General features: G+C 69.6%; 18 protein-coding genes. 6 read left to right on the top strand and 12 right to left on the bottom strand.

What is annotated here, in order from left to right; translation table 11 throughout:
* Window positions 1-51: 51 nt before the first annotated feature.
* From MLJ35_RS02645 to MLJ35_RS02635, 3 genes are all read right to left on the bottom strand, one after another.
* A complete protein-coding gene (locus MLJ35_RS02645; RefSeq protein WP_243382775.1) occupies window positions 52-1,479 on the bottom strand; it encodes an efflux RND transporter periplasmic adaptor subunit in 1,428 nt (475 codons plus the stop codon).
* 10 nt (window positions 1,480-1,489) lie between these two features.
* Entirely contained in the window at window positions 1,490-2,890 is a 1,401-nt protein-coding gene (locus MLJ35_RS02640; RefSeq protein ID WP_243382773.1) for a TolC family protein, read from the bottom strand.
* 71 nt (window positions 2,891-2,961) lie between these two features.
* Complete coding sequence (locus MLJ35_RS02635) at window positions 2,962-3,354, bottom strand: hypothetical protein (protein ID WP_243382771.1); 393 nt, start codon at window positions 3,352-3,354, stop codon at window positions 2,962-2,964.
* A 138-nt stretch (window positions 3,355-3,492) separates the two neighbouring features.
* Between MLJ35_RS02635 and MLJ35_RS02630 the strand changes: the two genes are divergently transcribed.
* Together MLJ35_RS02630 and MLJ35_RS02625 are read left to right on the top strand one after the other, a co-directional pair.
* Window positions 3,493-4,560, top strand: coding sequence for an NAD(P)/FAD-dependent oxidoreductase (locus MLJ35_RS02630; RefSeq protein ID WP_243382770.1), 1,068 nt, complete (start codon window positions 3,493-3,495; stop codon window positions 4,558-4,560).
* A 122-nt stretch (window positions 4,561-4,682) separates the two neighbouring features.
* Complete coding sequence (locus MLJ35_RS02625) at window positions 4,683-5,480, top strand: nitrilase-related carbon-nitrogen hydrolase (protein WP_243382768.1); 798 nt, start codon at window positions 4,683-4,685, stop codon at window positions 5,478-5,480.
* 16 nt (window positions 5,481-5,496) lie between these two features.
* Here the strand turns inward: MLJ35_RS02625 and MLJ35_RS02620 are convergent, their stop codons facing one another.
* The gene (locus MLJ35_RS02620; protein WP_243382766.1) at window positions 5,497-6,084 is read right to left on the bottom strand and encodes a hypothetical protein; all 588 of its coding nucleotides are present in this window, start codon (window positions 6,082-6,084) and stop codon (window positions 5,497-5,499) included.
* 153 nt (window positions 6,085-6,237) lie between these two features.
* Here MLJ35_RS02620 and MLJ35_RS02615 point away from each other — a divergent pair, with 153 nt between their 5' ends.
* Genes MLJ35_RS02615 through MLJ35_RS02600 form a run of 4 tightly spaced genes read left to right on the top strand, consistent with a single transcriptional unit; the run spans window position 6,238 to window position 10,498 of the window.
* Window positions 6,238-7,407 (top strand): efflux RND transporter periplasmic adaptor subunit, encoded by a 1,170-nt coding sequence (locus MLJ35_RS02615; RefSeq protein WP_243382765.1) that lies wholly within the window; start codon window positions 6,238-6,240, stop codon window positions 7,405-7,407.
* A complete protein-coding gene (locus tag MLJ35_RS02610; RefSeq protein WP_243382763.1) occupies window positions 7,404-8,084 on the top strand; it encodes an ABC transporter ATP-binding protein in 681 nt (226 codons plus the stop codon). Before MLJ35_RS02615 ends, MLJ35_RS02610 begins: the two co-directional genes overlap by 4 nt.
* A complete protein-coding gene (locus tag MLJ35_RS02605) occupies window positions 8,085-9,284 on the top strand; it encodes an ABC transporter permease (protein ID WP_243382761.1) in 1,200 nt (399 codons plus the stop codon).
* A gap of 2 nt (window positions 9,285-9,286) precedes the next feature.
* Window positions 9,287-10,498, top strand: coding sequence for an ABC transporter permease (locus MLJ35_RS02600; RefSeq protein ID WP_243382759.1), 1,212 nt, complete (start codon window positions 9,287-9,289; stop codon window positions 10,496-10,498).
* Between the two features lie 143 nt (window positions 10,499-10,641).
* On the opposite strand, the gene MLJ35_RS02595 is transcribed toward MLJ35_RS02600, so the two are convergent.
* From MLJ35_RS02595 to MLJ35_RS02560, 8 genes are all read right to left on the bottom strand, one after another.
* A complete protein-coding gene (locus MLJ35_RS02595) occupies window positions 10,642-11,064 on the bottom strand; it encodes a DUF1801 domain-containing protein (protein ID WP_243382757.1) in 423 nt (140 codons plus the stop codon).
* Between the two features lie 144 nt (window positions 11,065-11,208).
* Window positions 11,209-11,601, bottom strand: coding sequence for a YybH family protein (locus MLJ35_RS02590; RefSeq protein WP_243382755.1), 393 nt, complete (start codon window positions 11,599-11,601; stop codon window positions 11,209-11,211).
* 165 nt (window positions 11,602-11,766) lie between these two features.
* Window positions 11,767-12,138, bottom strand: a complete 372-nt coding sequence (locus tag MLJ35_RS02585) for a cupin domain-containing protein (RefSeq protein ID WP_243382754.1) — start codon at window positions 12,136-12,138, stop codon at window positions 11,767-11,769.
* Between the two features lie 190 nt (window positions 12,139-12,328).
* Window positions 12,329-13,435, bottom strand: coding sequence for an aldo/keto reductase (locus MLJ35_RS02580; protein WP_243382752.1), 1,107 nt, complete (start codon window positions 13,433-13,435; stop codon window positions 12,329-12,331).
* 34 nt (window positions 13,436-13,469) lie between these two features.
* Window positions 13,470-13,883, bottom strand: coding sequence for a nucleoside 2-deoxyribosyltransferase (locus MLJ35_RS02575; protein ID WP_243382750.1), 414 nt, complete (start codon window positions 13,881-13,883; stop codon window positions 13,470-13,472).
* Between the two features lie 435 nt (window positions 13,884-14,318).
* Window positions 14,319-16,409 carry a S46 family peptidase gene (locus MLJ35_RS02570; protein WP_243382749.1) on the bottom strand — a complete coding sequence of 697 codons (2,091 nt, stop codon included), beginning with the start codon at window positions 16,407-16,409 and terminating at the stop codon, window positions 14,319-14,321.
* A gap of 52 nt (window positions 16,410-16,461) precedes the next feature.
* Window positions 16,462-18,558, bottom strand: coding sequence for a S46 family peptidase (locus tag MLJ35_RS02565; RefSeq protein WP_243382747.1), 2,097 nt, complete (start codon window positions 18,556-18,558; stop codon window positions 16,462-16,464).
* A gap of 19 nt (window positions 18,559-18,577) precedes the next feature.
* Window positions 18,578-20,665 carry a S46 family peptidase gene (locus MLJ35_RS02560; RefSeq protein ID WP_243382745.1) on the bottom strand — a complete coding sequence of 696 codons (2,088 nt, stop codon included), beginning with the start codon at window positions 20,663-20,665 and terminating at the stop codon, window positions 18,578-18,580.
* Between the last annotated feature and the right edge of the window lie 173 nt (window positions 20,666-20,838).

Genomic DNA, 20,838 nt, shown 5'->3' with positions numbered 1-20,838 from the left:
CCGCTTTTCAAATTCTGTTTCTTTGGCGATGGATTCATGACAGCCCTCACCTCAGTGCTTGTGCGTCATCTGGGCCAGGGCGGCCTTCAGGCGGGATTCGGAGTCCACCAGGAAGTTGGCGCGGACGACGACTTCATCCCCGGCCGACAGGCCCGAGCGGATCTCCACCTGCTCGCCTACCGTGGCGCCGGTGGTGACTTCGCGGGGCTCGAACTTGCCGTCTCCCAGGGAGACAAACGCCACCTTGGTGGTGCCCGCGTCCAGCACGGCGTCCAGGGGGACGAGGAGGCCCTTGCGGCCCGGACCGTGGATCACCACGTCGCCGAACATCTCGGGCTTGAGGACGCCGCCGGGGTTGGGGAACTCCAGGCGGGCCCGCGCGGTGCGGGTCTTGGGATCCATGACGGGATCCACGAAGGCGATGCGGCCCTTGAGGGTCCTGCCCGGCGCGGCCTGGGTCGTCAGCTCGGCGGGAAGGCCCACCTTGACGCGGCTCAGCTCGGCCTCGTAGACGTCCACCTGCACCCAGACGCGGCTCAAGTCCGTGATCTCGAAGGGGATGTCCGCCGGCGTGAGCCGGGCGCCCTCCACCACGTTCTTCACGGTCACGATGCCGGAGATGGGGCTGCGCAGCGTGAGGGCCCGCTGGACTTCGCCCGTCTTCTCCAGCCGGTCGATGGCCTCGGGCGGCACGTCCCAGAGCAGGAGCCGCCGTTTGGCCGCCTCCAGGAGCTCGCCGCCTGACTGCTGGAGCGAGCCGCTGCTCAGGGCCTTCTGGGTCTTCAGGGCCAGCAGGTACTCCCGCTGGGCGCTGACGAACTCGGGGGCGTAGAGGCTGAAGAGGGGCTGCCCCTTCGCCACGGGCTTGCCCACGTAGTCCACGAAGAGCTTCTCCACGAAGCCCTCCACCTTCACGTTCACCTTGCGGACGCGGGTCTCGTCGATGGCCACGCGGCCCAGGGCCCGCAGCTCGCCGCTGACGGTCCCCTCCGCCACCTTCTCCGTGCGCAGGCCGATGAGCTGCTGGCGCTCGGGGTCGATCTTCACCGCGGCGTGGGACTCGATCCCCGCGCCTTCGCCTTTCAGGTCGCCTTCATAGACGGGCACATAGTCCATCCCCATCTCGTCCTTCATGGGGACCGGAGAGGTCTGGCTGGGGTTCATGGGCGAGCGGTAGTAGATGACCTTGCCCTTGTCCCTGGGAGCCTCGCCTTCCATGGGCACCAGGTCCATGCCGCAGATGGGGCAGGTACCCGGGTGGTCCTGGATGATCTGCGGGTGCATGGGGCACTGGTACATCTGCTTCCTGGGCGCCGCCGCGCTGGCGGCCTCGTGCTCGTGGTCGTGTTTCGGAGCGGGCCGCAGCATCAGCGTGCCGCCGATGCCGGCCACCAGCCCCAGGGCGACCAGGCCGAGGGTGCGGAGGCGCGACGCCCGGGCCGGAGTCGGGGAATCGAAATCAGGTCGTTCGGTGGTCATCGGGGATCTCCTACATCTTCATGGCGGCGGGACCGCTGTCCTGGGCCTGGCCCGGAACCTTGGCGGCGGATGTCGAGGCGGTGGGCGCGGCGGCGCCAGCGGACAGGCTGGCGGAAGCCAATGCCCCGCCGGTGATGGGGGGCGTGGCGCCGAGGGCCGCTTCGCCCAGGGCGATGTGTTGGGCCTGGAGCTGGGCCAGGGTCTGCAGGTAGGCCCCCTGGTCGCCCACCCAGCCGTTGAGGGCTTCGAGAGCGCCCAGGAAGGGCGCGCGGCCGGCCTCGTACTGGGCCAGAGCGGCCTTGAACGTGGCCTCGCTCTGCACCAGGAGGCCCTCGCGGTAGAGGTCCCGGGTGCGGCGCAGGGTCTCGATCTGGATGGCCCGCTCCTCGGTGCGCTGGCGCAGGAGGGTGCGCACGGATTCCACCTCGGCGCCCTGTCCCAGGCGGTGGTGCTCGTGCTCGGCGATGGCGCGCTGCTGCTTGGACCGGCCGTAGATGGGCAGGGAGATGCTCAAGCCCACCTGCCACATGGGATCCAGGCTGCCCCGGGGCATGATGCCCGCGGTGACGGCGAAGTCCGGGCGGCGGTCCAGCTTCGCCAGCTCCACCAGCTTCTCGGTCTGCCGAACGTTGGCCCGCGCGCCCGCCAGCTCGGGGCTGCGGGCCTCAACCTGCTCCGGCGTGAGGAAAGCGGGTTCCGGCAGGTCCGCCAGAGCCGCGGTGGTGGGGATGGGGTCGGCCGGATCGTGCTGACGCAGCCGGTTCAGGGCGGCGAGCGTGGTCCGCTCCTCCGCCTCCAGGGCCCAGGTCGCCTGCTTGAGGCGGGTCAGCTCCAGCTGGGCGCGCAGCAGGTCGCCCTGGCTGCCCTGCCCCACCTCGTAGCGGGTGCGGGCCAGGCGCTCAGCCTGCTCCAGGAAGACGGTCTGCTGGGCCAGCAGCTCCTTCTGCCCCCGCACCAGGAGGAGGGCCGCATAGCCCCGGCGCACATCGGCCTCCAGGCTCATCTGCACGCGGCTGCGGGTGGCCTCGGACACGCCGACGCTGGCGGCGGCCACTTCCTTCCGCAGGCCGCGCTTGCCCGGCCAGGGGAAGGGCTGAGTGAAGGCCACGCTGTAGAAGCTGGTCTCCATCTTGCCGATCTGGAGGCCGTTGAAGCCGTCGTTTTGGATGCCCAGGGACAGGGTGGGATCGGGCAGCACGCCCGCCTGGGGGATGCGCTCCTGGTCCATGCGCACGGTGGCCTCCGCCCGCTGGACATCGGGATGTTTCCCGAGCGCCTCGGCCAGGAGGCCTGCCAGGACCGGGTCAGCCTCCGGGGTCGGCGTGGCGGTGGATGGGTGGTGGATGGGGGCCTGGGCCAGGGCCGGCGCGGCGAGCACCAGGGCCGGGGCCAGGCGCAGCAGCGTGCGCATGGGGATCTCCGGAATCGGGGAAGAGGGTCAGCCCGCTCCCAAGAGCAGGCAGGGCTTCGCTCAGTCCAGGATCAGATCCGGAAGGTGCTCAGGTGCGCCAGGTGTCGACCCAGGTCCGGGTCGCGCCCACCTTCGGCGCGGAGAGGCAGGGAGTCCACTTCGACCGAGGCCGCCTTGGCCCAGCCGGCCGGCTCGGGCCGGGGCTCGGTCCGGCGCGCGCCTTGCTCCGCCCGGCGGGCCGCCGGGGCGACGACCACTTGGCGCTCGGCGCAGGCGCCCCGCTGAGGGGCGCGGTTGCTGTCCGGCTTCGGGCAGGGGCAGGGGTCGTCCATGCCGGGAGGCACAGTGCCGCAGCAGCAGTCGTGAGGCTGGGCCGCCGTCCGGTCACCCGCCAGCGCCCAGTCCCCGCCCACGCCGCCCAGGAGCAGCGCGACGGCCAGGATGGTGCGCACGATCGTCCGCACGGAGAGACCTCCGAATGAGTCCCATGATAGGTCCTCCACCCATGTGGCAACACGAAAAGATTGACGGTGGTCACACGGAAGCGCGTCCGGGCCGCCGCCAAACCGAGATCCCGCGCGCATCAGCGCTACGATGAATGGATGGGCACGATTGAAACGGCGGACCTGGCGATCATCGGCGGCGGCATCGCCGGTCTGAGCCTCGCCTTCCACCTGGCCCGCGCCGGTCAGGGCGGCATCGTCCTCCTGGACCGGGAGGACCAGCCCGGCACCTACGCCAGCGGCCACAATGCCGCCGTGGCCCGGTCGCTCACCGGCCGCGACGAGCACACGGCCCTGACGGTAGAGGGCCGGCGGCGCCTGGCGGAGGCGGGCCTGATGACCGCGGGCGGCGGCTTCCTCGTGAGCGTGGAGCGTGGACCCCTGGACACCTTCGAGGCCGAGGCCGCCCGCCACGGCGTGGAGATCCACCGGGGCATAGGCATCCCCCTGCCCGGCCTGCGGGCCGCGGAGCACCTCGCCATTCCCGGCGACGGCGTCATCGACGCCGCGGGGCTGCTGCAGGCCTGCATCGAGGGCGCCCGGGCCGGCGGCGCGGACCTGCGCTTCGGCTGCGGTGTGAGTGCGATCCGCCCGACGCAGGACGGCTTCGACCTGGACACAGACCGCGGGCCGCTCCACGTGAAGACCCTGGCCATCGCCGCCGGCGCCTGGGCCGGCGAGCTGGGCCGCCAGGCAGGCTCGCAGATCGCCTACACGCCCCTGCGGCGCTCCCTGGTGTGGAGCGGCGCCGCCCATCCCCAGCGGGACCCCTGGGCCTGGTGGGTGGACCGACCCTTCTACCTGCGGCCCGAGAGCGGCGGCGTCCTCATGTGCCCCTGCGAGGAGGTGGCCGTGCCCCTGCCCCCGCGCGGGCGCCAGCCGGACACGGATCCCGCCGTGCTCGAAGGCCTCTTCGCCAGCCTGCGCGAGCTGGCACCGGACCTGGCAGACCGCCCCATCACCCGCACCTGGGCCGGCCTGCGCACCTTCGCCCCGGACCGCCGCTTCGTCATCGGCTGGGACCCCTGGAACCCACGCCTGTTCTGGTCCGCCGGCCTCGGCGGCCACGGCATGACCAGCGGCCTCGCCGTCGGCCAGCTCGCCGCCGACTGCTACCAACGCAAGACCACCGCAGGACCGCTGGATCCCGCCAGGTTCAAGGACTGACGAACAAGAACAAGGATCACCACCAAGACACCAAGAAAGACAAAGACCGCTTTTTTTGCAGTTCTTGGTGGCTTGGTGGTTTGCTTTTTCTTTCTCGACGCCTCATCTCCAGGGATCGATCCATGACCACACTCCGCGTCGCCCTCGTCCAGCAGGACACGGTCTGGCAGGAACCGGCCGCAAACCTGGCCCGGGCCCGAGGCTTCGCGGAGTCGGCGGCGCGGGCGGGGGCGCGGGTGGCGGTGTTCCCCGAGCTCTTCACACTGGGCTTCACCATGGCGCCGGAACCCTTCGCCGAAGCCCTGCCCGGCCCCACCACGGAAGCCGTGGCGGCGCTCTCGCGGGAGTTCGGCCTCTACCTGGTGGGCTCGGCGGTGGAGGCCCACGCGCCGCACCCCCGCAACGCCGCCTTCGTCACCGCGCCGGACGGCTCGCTGCTCGCCGCCTACCGGAAGATCCACCCCTTCTCCTACGGCGAGGAGCACCAGCACTACAGCGGGGGCGAGGACTGCCCCCTGTTCGAAGTGGACGGCATCCCCTGCGGCCTGCAGGTCTGCTACGACCTGCGCTTCCCCGAGCCCTTCCGGTCCCTCGCCGCCCGAGGGGCCGAGGTGGTGTTCGTCCCCGCCAACTGGCCCGTGCGCCGCATCTCCGCCTGGTCCACCCTGCTCGCCGCCCGGGCCATCGAGAACCAGATGGCCGTCTGCGGTGCGAACCGTGTGGGCCGCGACGGAGCCGGCCTCGACTACCCGGGCGCCTCCGCCATCCACGACGCCTTCGGCGAGGTCATGGCGAAGGGGGACGCCGCCGAGGGCCTGGTGGTCGGAGACCTCGACCTCGACGCCCTGCGGGCCTGGCGGACGCGCTTTCCGGCCCTGGAGGACCGCCGGCCCGACGTCTATCGCCGCCTGATGCCCTAAGTGGCCCGTCCGACCCTCAGGAGATCCACATCATGAGGCTGGCGACCTCGCGCAGCTTCCCGTCCTCCATGCGGAACACCACCAGGTGCCCCGAGCCCGCCAGCCAGTCGTACTGGGTGCCGAGGTAGATCAGGAGCAGGCGCTGCTCGCGGTCCACCACGGGGATCGAGACCGTGGCCATGCCCCCGGCGCCGGGGTGGTCCCGGCGGAGCTTCGCCCACCCGCCGCCCCCGGTCTTGAAGTAGGCCGCGTAGGTGCCGTCATGGTCCACCAGGTAGCCGTCCTTGGGCGCCGAGGAGAGGCGCAGCCGCACCGGCGCCGCATTGTGCTCGAAGAGGGCGTCGATGAGGGCCGAGGCGTCGTAGCCGGGCACCTGGAGGTTCTTCTTGCAGTAATCCAGGCTGCGCGCCCGCTCCTCCGGCGAATCCATCCGGACCATCCCCAGGCGTGTCTCCGGGCGCAGCACGGTGGTTCCGCCCGGGGCCGCCGTGGCCGCCAGCACCCGGGCGATCAGGTCCTCGCCTCCGCGCTCGGGGGGCGCTGACCGCGCGGCGGGGCCAGCGAGCGCGAGGCAGGCGAGGAGGAGGGACGCACGGACGCGCAAGGGGTCTCCGGATGGCCAGGGGCTGCCCGATCCTACCCCCGCCAGGCCCTTCCGGCCACCAGGTCTGCGTCCCGTCCTGTCCCGAAGTCCACCCCCCTCCGCGTGGGCTGAACTTCCCTTCCTGGCCGGCGCACGGCACCTAGATTGGTAGGTATGCGAAAGGTGCCGCGCTGGGCCGCCGTCCTCCTCGCGATCGGGGCCGGGGCGGCCCTTCTCATGGCGTGGCTCCTCCGGAAGCCGGGCCTGGAGGTGAAGGTCGCCCGCGTCGAGGTGGGGCCGGTGGAGGAGATCGTCGCCAACACCCGGGCGGGCACCGTGAAGGCCCACCGCCGGGCCAAGCTCTCGCCCCAGATCCCCGGCGTGGTGACCGCCCTGCCCCACCGCAAGGGCGACCGGGTGGCCGCCGGGGACCTGCTCCTTCAGATCGAGGACTCGGTCCAGCGGGCCGCGCTGGCCTTGGCGGAGAACCAGGTGCGCACCGCCGAGGCGCGCACGCGGGAGGCCTGCCTCGCCGCGGACCTGGCCGAGAAGGAGCTGACCCGGGGCCTCGCCCTGAGACGGGACGGCGTCCTCAGCCCCCAGGCCCTGGATGCCCTCCAGAGCGCCCGGGATCGCGCCGCCGCCACCTGCCAGGCCCTTCGCGCCGCCCTGGAGGAGGCCCGCAGCCAGGTGCGGCTGGCCCGGGCCCAGCTCGCCCTCACCCAGCTCCGGGCGCCCTTCGCGGGCATCGTGGCCGAGTGCTCCGGCGAGGTGGGCGAGTGGATCACACCCTCGCCCACGGGCATTCCCATCCCGGCGGTGCTGGACCTCTTCGACCCGGCCACGCTCTACGTCAGCGCCCCCATCGACGAGGTGGACTCCCAGCGGGTGAAGGCCGGGATGCCGGTGCGGATCGCCGTGGACTCGCACCCGGGCCAGAAGCTGGCGGGCCGCCTGGACCGCGTGGCCCCGTACGTCCTCGATGTCCAGGAGCAGAACCGCACGGTGGAGATCGAGGTCTCGCCCCTGGATCCCTGGTCCGCTCAGGGCTTCCTGCCCGGCACCTCCAGCGATGTGGAGGTGATCGTGGCGCGGCGGGACGGGGTGCTCCGCGTCCCCACCGCCGCCCTCGCCGAGGGCGGGAAGGTGCTGGTGCTGGCGGGCGGGCGGCTGACGGAGCGCGCCGTCCAGACCGGCCTGCGCAACTGGCAGTTCACGGAGGTCCTCGCAGGCCTCGCGGCGGGGGACCGGGTGGTGACGGTACGGGACTCCCCGGCCATCCGCGCCGGGGTTCGGGCCCGGGCCCAGGCCCAGGGCCAGGATCAGGCCCGGGAGGGCCCATGATCGAGCTGCAGGGCGTGTGGCGCACCTACCCCGTGGGGGAGGGCGTGGTCCATGCCCTGAAGGGGGTCAGCCTCGCCATCGCGCCCGGCGAGCACGTGGCCCTCATCGGCCCCTCGGGCTCGGGCAAGTCCACCCTCCTGCACATCCTCGGCTGCCTGGACCGCCCCAGCCAGGGCCGCTACTGCCTGGAGGGCCGGGATGTGGGCACCCTCTCGGAGGCCGAGCGCTCCCAGCTCCGGCGCACGCGCATCGGCTTCGTCTTCCAGTTCTTCCATCTGCTGGCCCGGCTCACCGCCCAGGGCAACGTGGAGCTGCCCATGCTGTTCGCCGGCGTCCCCCGGGAGGAGCGGAAGGCGCGGGCGGCCCAGGCCCTCGTTTCCGTGGGCCTCCTCCCGCGCGCCGGGCACCGGCCCGACCAGCTCTCCGGCGGGGAGCGCCAGCGGGTGGCCATCGCCCGGGCCGTGGTGATGAACCCCGCCATGGTGCTGGCGGACGAGCCCACGGGCAACCTGGACCGCGCCTCCGCCCAGGAGGTGATGGGCGTGCTGGAGGCCATGAACCGCCAGGGCCTGACCCTGGTGGTGGTGACCCATGATCCAGTCCTCGCCGCCCGGGCCAGGCGGGTGGTGCATTTGTCGGACGGCATGCTGGCCGACACGCCCGCCGGGGAGGGCTAGGTGGCCTTCCTGGATCTGCTCGGCTTCGCCCTGGGCGCCCTCCGGGGCCACCGGCTCCGCACGGCGCTCTCGGTGACGGGCGTGGCCATCGGCATCACGGCGGTCCTGGCGCTCACGGCCCTGGGCGAGGGCGCTCGGCGCTACATCGTGGACGAGTTCGCCACCCTCGGCTCCAACCTCGTCATCGTCCTGCCGGGCAAGGTGGAGACCACCGGCGGCATGCCCTTCGGCGGCGTCACCCACGACCTCACCCTGGAGGACCATTCCGCCCTCGCGCGCCTGGGGCGCCTGGCCCGGACCGCGCCCATCGCCGTGGCCACCGAGACCCTGCGCTTCCAGGACCTGGGCCGCTCCGTTCCCATCCTGGGCACCACCGCCGAGTACCAGGAGATCCGCCGGCTGCGCCTGGCCCTCGGAGCCTTCCTGCCCTCCGGCGATCCCGACCGCTCGGGCACGGAGATCGTCCTTGGCGCCAAGGTGGCCCGGGAGCTGTTCCGCGGGGAGCATCCCCTGGGCCAGGTGGTGCGCGCGGGCCCCGCCCGCTTCCGCGTGGTGGGCGTCCTCGCGCCCCGGGGCCTCTCCATGCTCGGCTTCGACCTGGACGAGGCGGCCTTCATCCCCGTGCGCACCGCCATGCGGCTGTTCAACCGCACCAGCCTCTTCCGGATCGTGGCCGAGGTGCGCATCTTCGCCGAGATGGACCAGGCCAAGGCGGATGTCCTGGCCCTGCTGAAGGACCGCCACCGCGCCGAGGACGTGACCGTCTACACCCAGGACGCCATGCTGGCCTCCTTCTCCGCCATCCTCCGCGCCCTGACGCTCTCCCTGGCGGGCATCGCCTCGGTGTCCCTGGTGGTGGCGGGCGTGGGGATCATGAACGTCATGCTCGTTTCCGTCACCGAGCGGCGGGCGGAGATCGGCCTCCTGAAGGCCCTGGGCGCCCCGGCCCCGCGCATCCTCCTGGCCTTCCTGGCCGAGGCGGTGATCCTGGCGGCCCTGGGCGGCGCGGCGGGGCTGGCGGCCGGCGCCGCCGGAGTAGGCCTCCTGGCCTTCGTCTATCCCGAGTTCCCGGTGGCCATCCCCCTCTGGGCCGTGGGCGCGGCCGTGTCGCTCTCGTTCTTCGTGGGGGTGGGCTTCGGCGTGTGGCCGGCGCGGCGGGCCACGCAGCTCGATCCCGTTGCGGCCCTGGCGCGGAGGTGAGCATGCTCCTGCTGCCGTCCGCCGAGCTGCTGCGCTTCGCCCTGGGGGCCGTGGCCGGCCATCGGCTGCGCTCGGCCCTCTCGGTGCTGGGCGTGGGCATCGGCGTGGCAGCCGTGGTGCTGCTCACCTCGCTGGGGGAGGGCACGCGCCAGTACATCGTGTCCCAGTTCAGCCAGTTCGGCGCCAACCTGCTGGCCATCAACCCCGGCAAGGTGAAGACCATGGGCGTGCCCGGCGTGTTCGGCGGCACCACGCACCTGCTCACGCCGCAGGACGCCGAGGCCCTCCGCCGCCTGCCCGGCGTGGAGGCGATGATCCCCGTGGCCATGGGTCAGGGCCGGGTGGAGTTCGAGGGGCGGGGCCGCAGCGTCTACATCTACGGCGTCAACCACGAGCTGCCCCGCGTCTGGGGCGTCGGCACGGCCCAGGGCAGCTTCCTCCCGCCCCTGGATCCCGGGCGCCGGGCCTCGCTGGCCGTGCTGGGCCCCAAGCTTGCGCGGGAGATCTTCGGCAGCGCCTCGCCTCTGGGCCAGCGCATCCGCATCGGCTCCGAGAGCCTCGTCGTCATCGGCGTCATGGAGCCCAAGGGCCAGCTCCTGGGCTTCGACCTGGACGACACGGCCTACATCCCCGTGGGCACGGCCATGGGCCTGTTCAACCTGGCGGAGCTGCATGAGATCGACCTGCTGGCGGCCACCAGCGAGGGCATCCCCGCCCTGTCGGACCAGATCAAGGCCACCCTCATGGACCGGCACCGCGGCGAGGAGGACTTCACCCTCACCACGCAGACGGAGATGCTCGAGGTCTTCGGGCGCGTGATCGGCATCGTGACCCTGGCCGTCACCGCCATCGCAGGCATCTCCCTGGTGGTGGGCGCCATGGGCATCCTCACGGTGATGTGGATCTCGGTGCATGAGCGCACGGGCGAGATCGGCCTCCTCCGGGCCCTGGGCGCGGACGGCGCCACCGTGCAGGCCCTCTTCCTCCTGGAGGCCATCCTGCTGGCCCTGGGTGGCGGGCTGGGCGGCCTGGCCTTCGGGGCGCTGGTGCAGCTGGTCCTCCGGATGATCGTGCCCGGCCTGCCCCTGGCCACGCCCCCCGAAGCCGTGGCCGCCGCCCTCCTCATGACCCTCGCCGTGGGCGCCGCCGCCGGTGTGCTGCCCGCCAGAAGGGCAGCTTCCCTGGATCCCATCGAGGCGCTGCGGGCGGAATAGGTTCAGGGCGAAGCGGTGCCGGTGCCGGGGGGGCCCCCGGTGAAAGATGACGACGGAGCCCGCCTGGACGCCTCCTGGCGCCCGGGAAGGGCCGGACCCGGAACCCAGTCGAGGGGGAAGGATCATGCCGCCGAGGGCAGCGTCTAGGGGGCACTCCGCCGTCGGTTTTCCATCACGGCGGCCTGGAGCAGGGCCTTGAAGGCCCTGGCATCAAGGGATCCCCCCTCCCGGAGGTCAATGGCCCTGCGGGTACCGCCCTCCAAGCTGGCGTTGAAAAGGCCGTCGGGGTCGCTCAGCGATGCCCCACGCGCAAAAGTCAGCTTGACGACCTGCTTGTACGCCTCACCCGTGCAGATGATCCCGCCGCAGGACCAGGTGGGTACTCCCAGGGGATTGGTGGGCTTGACCCACTTGCAGTCTTCTTCGATGGCTGGAATGGCCTCATGAATGAGTCGGCGAACTTCGGCCAGCGTTTCGGCGCGCCAGCCACCGATGGATCGGATCTTCTCATCGACCCGAGAAGACCGGCCGGTCGGAAGCTCGGGCTTGCCACCCTTGGTCACCATGGATCCCTCCTAAGGTTGTCATGCTGCCAGACGAAGGAAGCCAACCGGCCCTGCCCTTGACCAGACTTGGAGTGGGAACGACCAACCGAGCCGCGGGGGGCCTTTGGGCCGGTCTTGGTGGCATGGCCCAAGTCGATAGCCAGATCAGGCGAATGTGGGCTTCGTCGGGGACCAATGGGTTTGAATGATCCGCCACCCACCGGCTGTCTGACGGTAGACTTCCGTGCAATTCCATCTGTATTCCGTTTCACTTGCATCATACGAGACAAAATTGAATGTAAGCACGGCGGCGGCGCCAACCACCTGAACCAATGGGTTCAGAAGATCGAATCGCTTCGCCATGATTTTTCCCCTGATGGGCTCATAATAGTTGGTCAGCGCCTCGAGACCGTCGAGCCGGCGCTCCAGCGAGGGGTCGAAATAGACGACCTCGGGCGCGCAGATTTCGAGGAATCCCGAGGGGTCACCGCTGCACCATCGTCGAAGCGCCTCTCTTTCCAGCCCGATGATTTCATCTTCTGTGCTTTTTGAGGACATATTGCCTCCCGGTGATGGCAGAGCAATAAAAATGCTCGCCTAACGATCGAAAACAACCAAATCCGCCTGCACCAATGTGCCAAGCGGAGCCGAGAAATCGAGAAGCTTAAAGAGATGGGAAGCCAAGGCAGGTGGGCCTCTAATTAAGCGGAGGGCCAGATCGAGCTACAAGGGGCGCAACTGATCCTCAACAGAACGAGTCTTATTGGTCACGGTATTACCCGTATGCAGCGTCGTTTTGCGTTCAAGAAGCATGACAAGACACTCTTCATCGGCAATCGGGTTGTGCCTGACACCTTTTGGCACAATGAAGAATTCTCCAGGAGAAACCTTGACAGTATTTTCTTCCATTTCGATATGCAGCACACCAGCTAAAACATAAAAAAGCTCATCCTCATTTTCATGACTGTGCCAGGTCAATTGGCCTTTAAGCCGCGCAACTTTGACATAGGAATCGTCGAGTTCCCCGATGACCCTTGGAGACCAGAACTCAGTCAGTGATTGGGCTGCTTGGAAAGGCGAGATGGCTTTGTCCACGGGCACCTCGAAGGGCCAAACTTTGAATTGAACGAATCGTCGTACTGCAAAGGCGTCCAACGGTCTATCGGGTTTTCTTGGCCAGCATCCCCAACTCTAACCTGCGAACTGTCCAGCCTTGAACCCTCACGGATCTTCATCCTCGTCTATCGGTGTCCGTCTGTGTTCATCGGTGGCTAATTCTTCTTTTTCACTTCGGCGGATTCGCTGGCGCGTCCCGTTTGTACCACTGCGCCTGCCCGTACACGGGCTTCACCTTCTGTTCCAGCGCCTCCAGCTGCCCAGCGTTTAGTGGCAAAAACTCCCCCGCGATGCGGACGTTCTCTTCGAGCTGGGCGATGTTGTCCACGCCGATGATGACGGTGCTCACAGGGTGGCTCAGGGTGTAGCGCATGGCCTCCTTGATGGTGAGGGTGCCGGGGCGGTCGTGCTTGGCGGGGCCGCGCTGCTTGTCCGGGGGCGGGGGCTGGACGCCTACGAGGAGGCGGCCGCGGGCGGGGATCTTCATGCCGATGATGCCCATCTCCTTTTCCACGGCCAGGGGCAGCAGGGTCTTCTTGAAGGGCAGGTGCCAGGTGTCGGCGGCGTTGAAGGCCATGAGCACCGTGTCGAAGGGGAAGCGGCGGATGGCTTCGGCCAGCACATCGGGATCGGTGTGGCCGCTGAGGCCCAGGAAGCGCACCAGCTTCTGGTCGCGGGCCTTCTGGAAGGCCTCCAGGGCGCCGCCCTTGGCGCAGACGCGCGCCACGTCATCCATGGTGCTCATGGCGTGGAGCTGCCAGAGGTCCACATGGTCGGTCTGGAGCAGCTTCAGCGAGGTCTCCAGCAGCCGCAGCGAGCCGTCCGCCGTGCGGTCGTGCGTCTTGGTGGCGAGGAAGGCCTCGGCCCGCCGCCGCTTCATCACCTGCCCGAAGTACTGCTCGCTCCAGCGGGCCTCGCCGCCGTAGCGGGCGGAGGTGTCGCAGTAGTTCACGCCCAGGTCCAGGGCCCGCTCGATGAGGGGGATGGCCACCTTCTCGTTGTGGGGCTTCTCGATGGCCGCCTGGCCGCCCAGGCTGAAGATCCCCACCTTGTGCCCCGTGCGCCCCAGGTTGCGGGTGGGCATGGCCTCCGCGGTGGCGGGGTTGAAGGGCGGATGGGGCACGGGGTGGTGGATGACGGGCTCGGCGCCCGCAGCCGGCTCCAGGCCCGGTTCCAGGCTCGGCTCCAGGGCCGCGAGGCGCGTGGCCACGAGGCCCGCCGCCGCGGCGGCTCCCAGCTTGAACAGGTCGCGTCGGGTGGTGCCGGCCTCGGACATGGCGTCCTCCGTGGGATTCAGGATCTGGTCGTCATTATCGCGCCAGAAAGGCGTCCAGGTGCGCCAGGGCTTCGTCAACGGCGCCATAGGTCCGGAATGCCACGCCGTCCTGCCGGATGCCCGTGAGCATCTTGCTGACGCGGACACCCTCGCGGGCCAGGCAGAGCACGGGCTTGCCGCGCTCCAGCGCGTAGGCGATCTCGAAGCCCACGCCATGCGACGGCGTGCTCACCTCGGCCACCACGGCCTCGCTGGCCCGGAGCCAGGCCGTGTCCCGCTCGTACACCGCCTCGGGCGCCAGCCCGCCGTCCGAAGCCATGGCCGACTCGGCCGCCAGGTGCGCGGTCAGCACCCGGTGACCCAGGGCCTCCATGCGGGCCACCAGCGCCGCCACCACGGGCTGGTCCCCGCGACCGCCGGTGAGGGAACACGAAAGATACAGATCCACCTGATGCCCCACGAGGAAGGATGATCCCCAGGGTCACACAGCCTTGGGACCGGGGGAACGTCGGAAGGAAAAGGAAGAACGCGAAGGGCGCTAAGCAAGGAGCGAAGGGCGCGAAGGAGGCTGGGGTTTGGGGTGCATCAGGAAAGATTTTTTTTGCCACCGATTTCGCTGATTGCGTCTCGGAGGATGGTCGCATGGGCCGGCCGGAGGCCGCTTCCGGCTCCGCCGGAAGTCATGGGGGGCGCCAGGGTCGAGGCCTTCCAAGGAGCCGCAGCCCTGGCGTCCCCCATGGAGCCCATGCTGCGTCGAGGTCATGCCCATCTTTTCAAATCACTGAAATCGGCGAAATCGGTGGCTAAAAAAGCCTTTCGCGTTCTTCCATCCTTTCTTCGCGCCCTTCGCGTTCCGTCTGTGGCTGTTTGGATTCGCCGTACCTCAGCGGCCCAGCAGCTCGTCCGCGAGGGTGCCAGCGTCCATGATCTTGCGCAGGGCCTCGAGGATGGCGCGGGCGTCGGTGGCCACGGCGCGCTTGGTGTCGGCGTCGTAGACGTAGTAGCCGCCCTGCCCTTCGTAGACGCTGTCGAAGTTGATGCCCACGAACTCGCCCTTCACGTTCACCACGGGGCTGCCGCTGTTGCCGCCCACGGTGTCGCAGGCGTAGATGAAGTTGAAGGGGGTGGCCAGGTCCAGCTTCGCCTGCCGCTCGAGCCAGCGCTCCGGCAGGGTCCAGGCCCCGTGCTCCGCGGCGGCGGCATTGCCGCCCCAGCCCAGGTGCCGGTCGTACATCCCCATGTAGGTGGTGAAGGGCTGGGCCAGGGTGCCCGTGCCGTTGGCATAGGTGGCGACGGGACCGTAGCCCAGGCGCAGGGTGAAGGTGGCGTCGGGGTAGAGGCTCTTGCCGAAGGTCTTGAAGCGGGCCTCGGCGATGCGCCCGCCGTGCTCATTGAAGACGCCTGTGACTTCCGCCTCCATCCGCGCGTGGATGGCGCGGCCGAAGGGATCCACCTTCTTCGCCAGCAGGATCATGGGATCCGTGCTGGCGTCGATCGCAGCCTTGCCGCCTTCGGCCAGCGCCTTCCGAACGGCGGGATCGTCCAGCCTGGTGCCCGCCACCGCGACCTGGGCCACGGCCTCCGAGGACTGGCCGCCCAGCAGGGCCTTCACGAAGGGATGGTCCGCGCCCAGCTCGTCCTTCGCTTCCTGAAGCCCGGCCGCCAGCAGCGTGGCGTCGATGGGCTTCTGCACGGGCCGGGGCGAGAGGAGCTGCGCCCGCGTGGCCTTGAGGTTGCCGTCGCTGAACTCGCTGAGCCGCTCGGCCGAGGGCTTGGCCAGCTCGTCCGCGAGGCGCACCAGGGTGAGGGCGTGGCGCAGGCTGGCCACGCGGCCCACCAGGGTGCCGCGGCCGGCGTCGAGGTAGGTGGCCTCCTTCAGCAGGGCCTTCTGCCGCTCCACGGCCTGGGCCACCCGATCCCAGCTGCCGCCCACGCGGGCCTGGAGGGCGGGGTCCTTGGCCACGGCGGCCTTCAAGGCGGCCTCGGCGTCGGCCACCTTCTTCAGGTTTTCCGGCTTGGCGAGGCCCAGCAGCTGGCCGCTGAGCCGCTTGTGGCCGTTCTCAATGCCGTAGATGGGCTCGGCGGCGAGGCGGTGCGCCTCGGGCGAGGTGGCTGAATAGGCCAGGAGGGCCTGCTTCTGGCGCTCCAGCGTGCGGAGCTGGAAGGGGATGCCGATGTCGCGGGCATAGGCCATCTGGACGTGAGTCTGCTGGCGGTAGGTGATGCCGGGATGCCCGGAGATGAAGGTCAGCTCGCCCATGGCCACGCCCTTGGCGCTGAAGGGCAGGAGGGCCTCGGGCCGGTAGGGCTTGCCGTCCTCGTAGACGCGGAACAGTGAGAAGTCCAGGTTGTGGCGGGGGTAGGTGTAGTTGTCGGGGTCGCCGCCGAAGGCCGCCACCTGAAGCTCCGGCGCGGCCACCAGGCGCACGTCCTTGAACTTCCGGTAGCGGTAGAGCCAATACTCGCCGCCCTGGTAGAGGGTGACGGGCTCGCAGGTCAGGCCGGTCTTCGCCTCTTCGGCCTTGCGCAGCTCGGCCAGGGCGTTGCGGCGCGCGGCCAGGGCCTCGGCGTCCCCGCTGCCGGGCTTCACGGCACCGTTCACCCGGGCCGTCACGTCCTCCATGGAGACGAGCATCATCAGCTCGAGCCCGGGCACGGGGATCTCCTGGGCGCGGGTGGCGGCGGTGAAGCCGTTCTTCACGAGGTCGGCCTGGGCGGTGGACACCTGGGCGATGGCGCCCCGGCCCACGTGGTGGTTGGTGACCACCAGGCCGTCGCGGCTCACGAAGGCGCCGGTGCCGCCGGGGAACCGCACGGTGGCGAGCTGCAGGTTCTTCAGCCAGGCCGGGCTCAGGTCCACGCCGTACTTCGCCTTGATCTTCTGCACGGGGATGTTGTCGAAGGTCCACATGCCCTCGTCCGCGCGCAGGGCGGGCAGGGCGGCGAGCAGGAGGACGAGGGCGGAGAGGCGCATGAGAGCTCCGAAAAGGGGCCCCGGAGGGCCCCCTGTGGTCAGTCGTTCTGGATCACTTGCCGGTCAGCTCGGCGGCGAGGTGGGGCGCGTCGTAGACCTTCACGAGGGCCTCGAGGATGGCCCGCGCATCCACGGAGACGCTGCGGTTCACCTTCTCGTCGTAGAAGTAGCGGCCGGCGTTGCCCTCGATGTTGCCGTCGAAGAGCAGGCCCACCAGCTCGCCCTTGCGGTTCACCACGGGGCTGCCGGAGTTGCCGCCGGTGGTGTCCACGGCGTGGGAGAAGTTGAGGGGCGTCTTCAGGTCCAGCTTGCCCATGCGGTCCAGCCAGCGCTGGGGCAGGTGCCAGTCGGTGTAGTCCTTCGCGTCGTTGCCGCCCCAGCCGAAGTGGCGGTCGTAGAGCCCGGCCCAGGTGGTGAAGGGCTGCTGGAGGGTGCCGTTGGCGGGATAGGTGGCCACGGCGCCGTAGGTGATGCGCAGCGTCCCCGTGGCGTCCGGCGGCAGGGTCTTGCCGTAGACGGCGAAGCGGGCCTTGGCGATGCGGGCGCCGTGCTCTTCGAGGATGGCCTTCACGTCGTCCTGCTTCTTCCGCTGGGCCAGGAGGATGGGCTCGAGCTTGCGGGCCAGCACGATCATGGGATCGGCGCTCTCGGCCACGGCCTTCTGGCCGCCGTCGATCAGGGCCTTGCGCACGACAGGATCGTTCAGCTTCGTGCCTGTCACGGCGGCCTTGGCCACCTCGGCCGGCGTCTTCCCGCCCAGGACGGCGACGATGTAGGGGTGCTGCGGGCCCAGCTCGCGCCGCGCGTCTTCCAGGCTGCGGGTGAAGAGGAGGGTCTCCAGCTCGGGGTTGGCGGCCTGGCCCATCATGCCCATGGCGGGGCCGGAGAGGCGGGTCTTCAGGGTCTTCAGGCCGCCTTCGGAGCGGTACTCCGTCAGGCGCTTCTCCACGGGCAGCTCCTGCTGGGCGGCGAGCCGCACCAGGGCGAGGGCCTGGCCCAGGGTGGCGGAGCGGGCGGCGCCCAGGTAGAGCGACTCCTTGAGGTTGGCCTTCTGGAGCTGCATCGCCTGCTCGACACGGGCCCAGCTCTTGCCGGTGGTGGCGGCCAGCTTGGGATCCTTGGCCACGGCGGCCTTCAGGGCCTTCTCGGCGGCCTCGAGGCGCTTCATGGCCTCGGCGTCCTTCAGGCCGGCCAGGGAGCCCTCGTTGGCCTTAGCGCCGTTGTTCACGCCCAGGATCATCGTCTGCACCTGGCGGGCATGCTCAGCGTCCTGCTTGCCGTACTCCTCGAGGATGGCGCGGGTGCGGTCGGCATTCTTCAGGTAGGTGGGGATGCCGAAGTCGCGGTCGTACTTCATCTGGGCGAAGGTCTGCAGGCGGCTGGTGCGCCCGGGGTGGCCCACCACGAAGGTGAGGTCGCCGTTCTTCAGGCCCTCGGTGCTCCAGGTGAGGTGGTGGGGCGGGTGGTAGGGCTTGTCGTTCTCGTAGACGCGGACCATGGAGAAGTCCAGATCGTGGCGGGGGTAGGTGAAGTTGTCGTAGTCGCCGCCGAAGGCCGCCACGGCGATCTCGGGGGCGGCCACGAGGCGGATGTCCTTGAACACCTTGAAGCCGTACATCCAGGTCTCGCCGCCCTGGTAGAGGTTCACCACGTCGTAGGTGAGGCCGGTCTGCTTCTCCAGCCCGGCCTTGATGGCGTCCAGCTCCTTGGCGCGGGCCGCGGCGGCCTGCTTCTCGGTGAGGCCGGGCGTCACGGCCTTGGCCACGCGCTCGGTGACGTTCTCCATGGCCATGAGGGTGCGGTAGGTCAGGCCCGGGATCTTGAGCTCCTGGTCGCGGCTCATGGCCACGAAGCCGTCCTTCACCAGGTCGCGGTCCTTGGTGGAGAGGCGGGCCAGAGAGCCTCGGGTGCAGTGGTGGTTGGTGACCACCAGGCCGTCCGCGCTCACGAAGGAGCCGGTGCAGCCGCCCAGGGTGAGGGTGGAGAGGCGCACGTGGTCGATCCAGGCCTGCCCGGGCTCGAAGGCGTACTTTTCCTTGAGCTGCTTCAGGGGCAGGTTGTCGAAGGTCCACATGCCCTCCTCAGCCCGGAGGGTCGGCAGGGCGAGCGTGGAGACGAGGGCGATGGCGAGAACGGAGAGGTGTCGCATGGTGGCTCCTGAGGTGGATCTACTTGCCGGTCAGCTCGGCCACGAGCGCGGAGGCGCCGTAGACCTTGTCCAGGGCATGCAGGAGGCCCCGGGCATCCACGGAGACGCCGCGGTTGGCCTTGTCGTCGTAGAAGTAGTTGCCGGGCAGCATGTCGATGTCGCCGTCGAAGATGAGGCCCACCAGCTCGCCCTTGCGGTCCACCACGGGCGAGCCGGAGTTGCCGCCGATGATGTCGACCTTGTGAACGAAGTTGAAGGGCATGGAGGGGTCGAGGGCGCCGCGCTTGTCGAGCCAGCGCTGGGGCAGCGTCCAGGCGCCGTTGTGGGCCGCGGCGGCGTTGCCGCCCCATCCGTCGTAGCGGTCGAAGAGGCCGCCGAAGGTGGTGAAGGGCTGGATGAGCGTGCCGTTGGCCGGGTACTCCGCGACGGGCCCGTAGGTCAGGCGGAGGGTGAAGGTGGCGTCCGGATAGGTGTCCTTGCCGTAGGCCGCGAAGCGGGCCTTGGCGATGCGCGCGCCGCACTCGGTGAGCACGCTCTGCACCTGCTCCACCTGCTTCCGGCGCACCTCCCGGGACAGGGGATCCAGCTTCCGGGCCAGGAGGATCATGGGGTCCTGGCACTCGGCCACGGCCTTCTTGCCGCCGGCCAGGAGCGCCTTGCGGAATTCGGGGTCCGCGAGCTTGGAGCCGGACACGGCCGCCCGTGCGACCTCCGCCGCCGGCTTGCCGCCCAGCATGGCCTGGATGTAGGGATGGGCGCCGCCGAGCTCCTTCGCGGCGTGCTCCAGCCCCTGAGTGAACAGGAAGATCTCCTGCTCGGCGTAGAAGGGGGCGTGGACGCTGAGGCGGGTCTTGGCGGCCTTCAGGTTCGCGTCGCTGTATTCGGGCAGGCGCTTGTCACTGGGGAGGCGCTCCTCATCGGTGATGCGCACCAGGGCGAGGGCGTAGCCCAGGAGGCTGGAATCCGCGGTGCCGACCATCTGGTTCTCCCGGGCCAGCCCCTCGGAGACCTTGAGCGCCTCCTCGATGCGCCCCCAGGCGTCCCCGACCTCCGCCGCGAGCCGGGGGTCCGCGGCCACCTTGGCGCGAAGGTCCTTCTCCGCCGCGGCGATCCGGGCCATGGCCTCGGAGTTCTTGAGGCCGGACCAATAGCCGTTGACGGCCTTCAGGCCATTCTCGACGCCGAAGATCTGGGTGTTGACCTGGCGGGCGGCCTCCGGAGAGGACTTCCCGTACTCGACCAGGGCTTCCTTACGTCGTTCCAGGGCCTTGAGGCGCATGGGGATGGCCACGTCCCGGGAGTAGATCATCTGGGCCAGGGTGTCCTGGCGGCTGGTGCGGCCGGGATGTCCGGTCACGAAGGTCAGGTCGCCCGCCTTCAGGCCGGTCCGCGTCCAGTGCAGGAACGCCTTCGGGTGGTAGGGCTTCCCGTTTTCGTAGACCCGGAAGATGGAGAAGTCGAGGTTGTGCCGGGGGTAGGTGAAGTTGTCGTGGTCCCCGCCGAAGAAGGCGATCTGCATCTCGGGCGCGAAGACCAGCCGCACGTCGGTGTGCTTCTTGTAGCTGTAGATCCAGTGCTCGCCGCCCTGGTAGAGGGTCACGTGCTCGCAGGTGAGGCCCGTCTTCTCCTGCATCTCCTTCTTGATCCGCTCGATCTCGCCCTCGCGGAGCTTGTGGGCCTCGGCCTCGGAGGCGCCGGGCTTCACGACCTTGGCCAGCCGGTCGGTGATGTTGTCCATGGCCATGAGCGTCAGCAGCTCGAGCCCGGGGACCTTGATCTCATGGTCGCGGTCCTGGGCCGCGAAGCCGTTCTTCACGTAGTCGTGGTCCTTGTCGCTGACCCGCTGGATCCAGCCCCGGCCCACGTGGTGGTTGGTGAGCACCAAGCCGTCGGCGCTCACGAAGGAGCCGGAGCCGCCGGGGAAACGCAGGGCCGACAGGCGCACATGGTCCAGCCACGCCTGGTCCGGGGCCCAGCCGTAGGCCGCCTGGATCTTCTTCGTCGGCAGGTTGTCGAAGGTCCACATGCCCTCCTCGGCCTTCGCCGATCCGGAGGCCAAGGCGAGAAAGAGCAGGGGGAGGGTGAGCGATCGGGCGCGGGACGGCATGCAATCTCCGGAATCCAAGGGAAGAGACATCGTAACACTACGTATGGGGTCGGCCGACGGGGCTTCGGATTTGATGACCCGAAAGGCGCCTTTCATTTGGGGATCGGATCGGCTCACCCCTGGCGAATCCTGTGTGCCACTGGCGTTTTTCCGACTATCATCGTGTCTGACTG

Origin of the sequence: Geothrix alkalitolerans (assembly GCF_022808885.1) — a bacterium.
Classification (GTDB): domain Bacteria; phylum Acidobacteriota; class Holophagae; order Holophagales; family Holophagaceae; genus Geothrix; species Geothrix alkalitolerans.
Note: the sequence above shows the minus strand (reverse complement) of the source record. Positions and strands in the feature narration are given on the sequence as shown.

Coding starts and splice junctions, on each gene's coding strand:
- MLJ35_RS02645 (WP_243382775.1), bottom strand. CDS start 1,479: ATGACCACCGAACGACCTGATTTCGATTCCCCGACTCCGGCCCGGGCG.
- MLJ35_RS02640 (WP_243382773.1), bottom strand. CDS start 2,890: ATGCGCACGCTGCTGCGCCTGGCCCCGGCCCTGGTGCTCGCCGCGCCG.
- MLJ35_RS02630 (WP_243382770.1), top strand. CDS start 3,493: ATGGGCACGATTGAAACGGCGGACCTGGCGATCATCGGCGGCGGCATC.
- MLJ35_RS02625 (WP_243382768.1), top strand. CDS start 4,683: ATGACCACACTCCGCGTCGCCCTCGTCCAGCAGGACACGGTCTGGCAG.
- MLJ35_RS02615 (WP_243382765.1), top strand. CDS start 6,238: ATGCGAAAGGTGCCGCGCTGGGCCGCCGTCCTCCTCGCGATCGGGGCC.
- MLJ35_RS02610 (WP_243382763.1), top strand. CDS start 7,404: ATGATCGAGCTGCAGGGCGTGTGGCGCACCTACCCCGTGGGGGAGGGC.
- MLJ35_RS02600 (WP_243382759.1), top strand. CDS start 9,287: ATGCTCCTGCTGCCGTCCGCCGAGCTGCTGCGCTTCGCCCTGGGGGCC.
- MLJ35_RS02595 (WP_243382757.1), bottom strand. CDS start 11,064: ATGGTGACCAAGGGTGGCAAGCCCGAGCTTCCGACCGGCCGGTCTTCT.
- MLJ35_RS02590 (WP_243382755.1), bottom strand. CDS start 11,601: ATGTCCTCAAAAAGCACAGAAGATGAAATCATCGGGCTGGAAAGAGAG.
- MLJ35_RS02580 (WP_243382752.1), bottom strand. CDS start 13,435: ATGTCCGAGGCCGGCACCACCCGACGCGACCTGTTCAAGCTGGGAGCC.
- MLJ35_RS02570 (WP_243382749.1), bottom strand. CDS start 16,409: ATGCGCCTCTCCGCCCTCGTCCTCCTGCTCGCCGCCCTGCCCGCCCTG.
- MLJ35_RS02565 (WP_243382747.1), bottom strand. CDS start 18,558: ATGCGACACCTCTCCGTTCTCGCCATCGCCCTCGTCTCCACGCTCGCC.
- MLJ35_RS02560 (WP_243382745.1), bottom strand. CDS start 20,665: ATGCCGTCCCGCGCCCGATCGCTCACCCTCCCCCTGCTCTTTCTCGCC.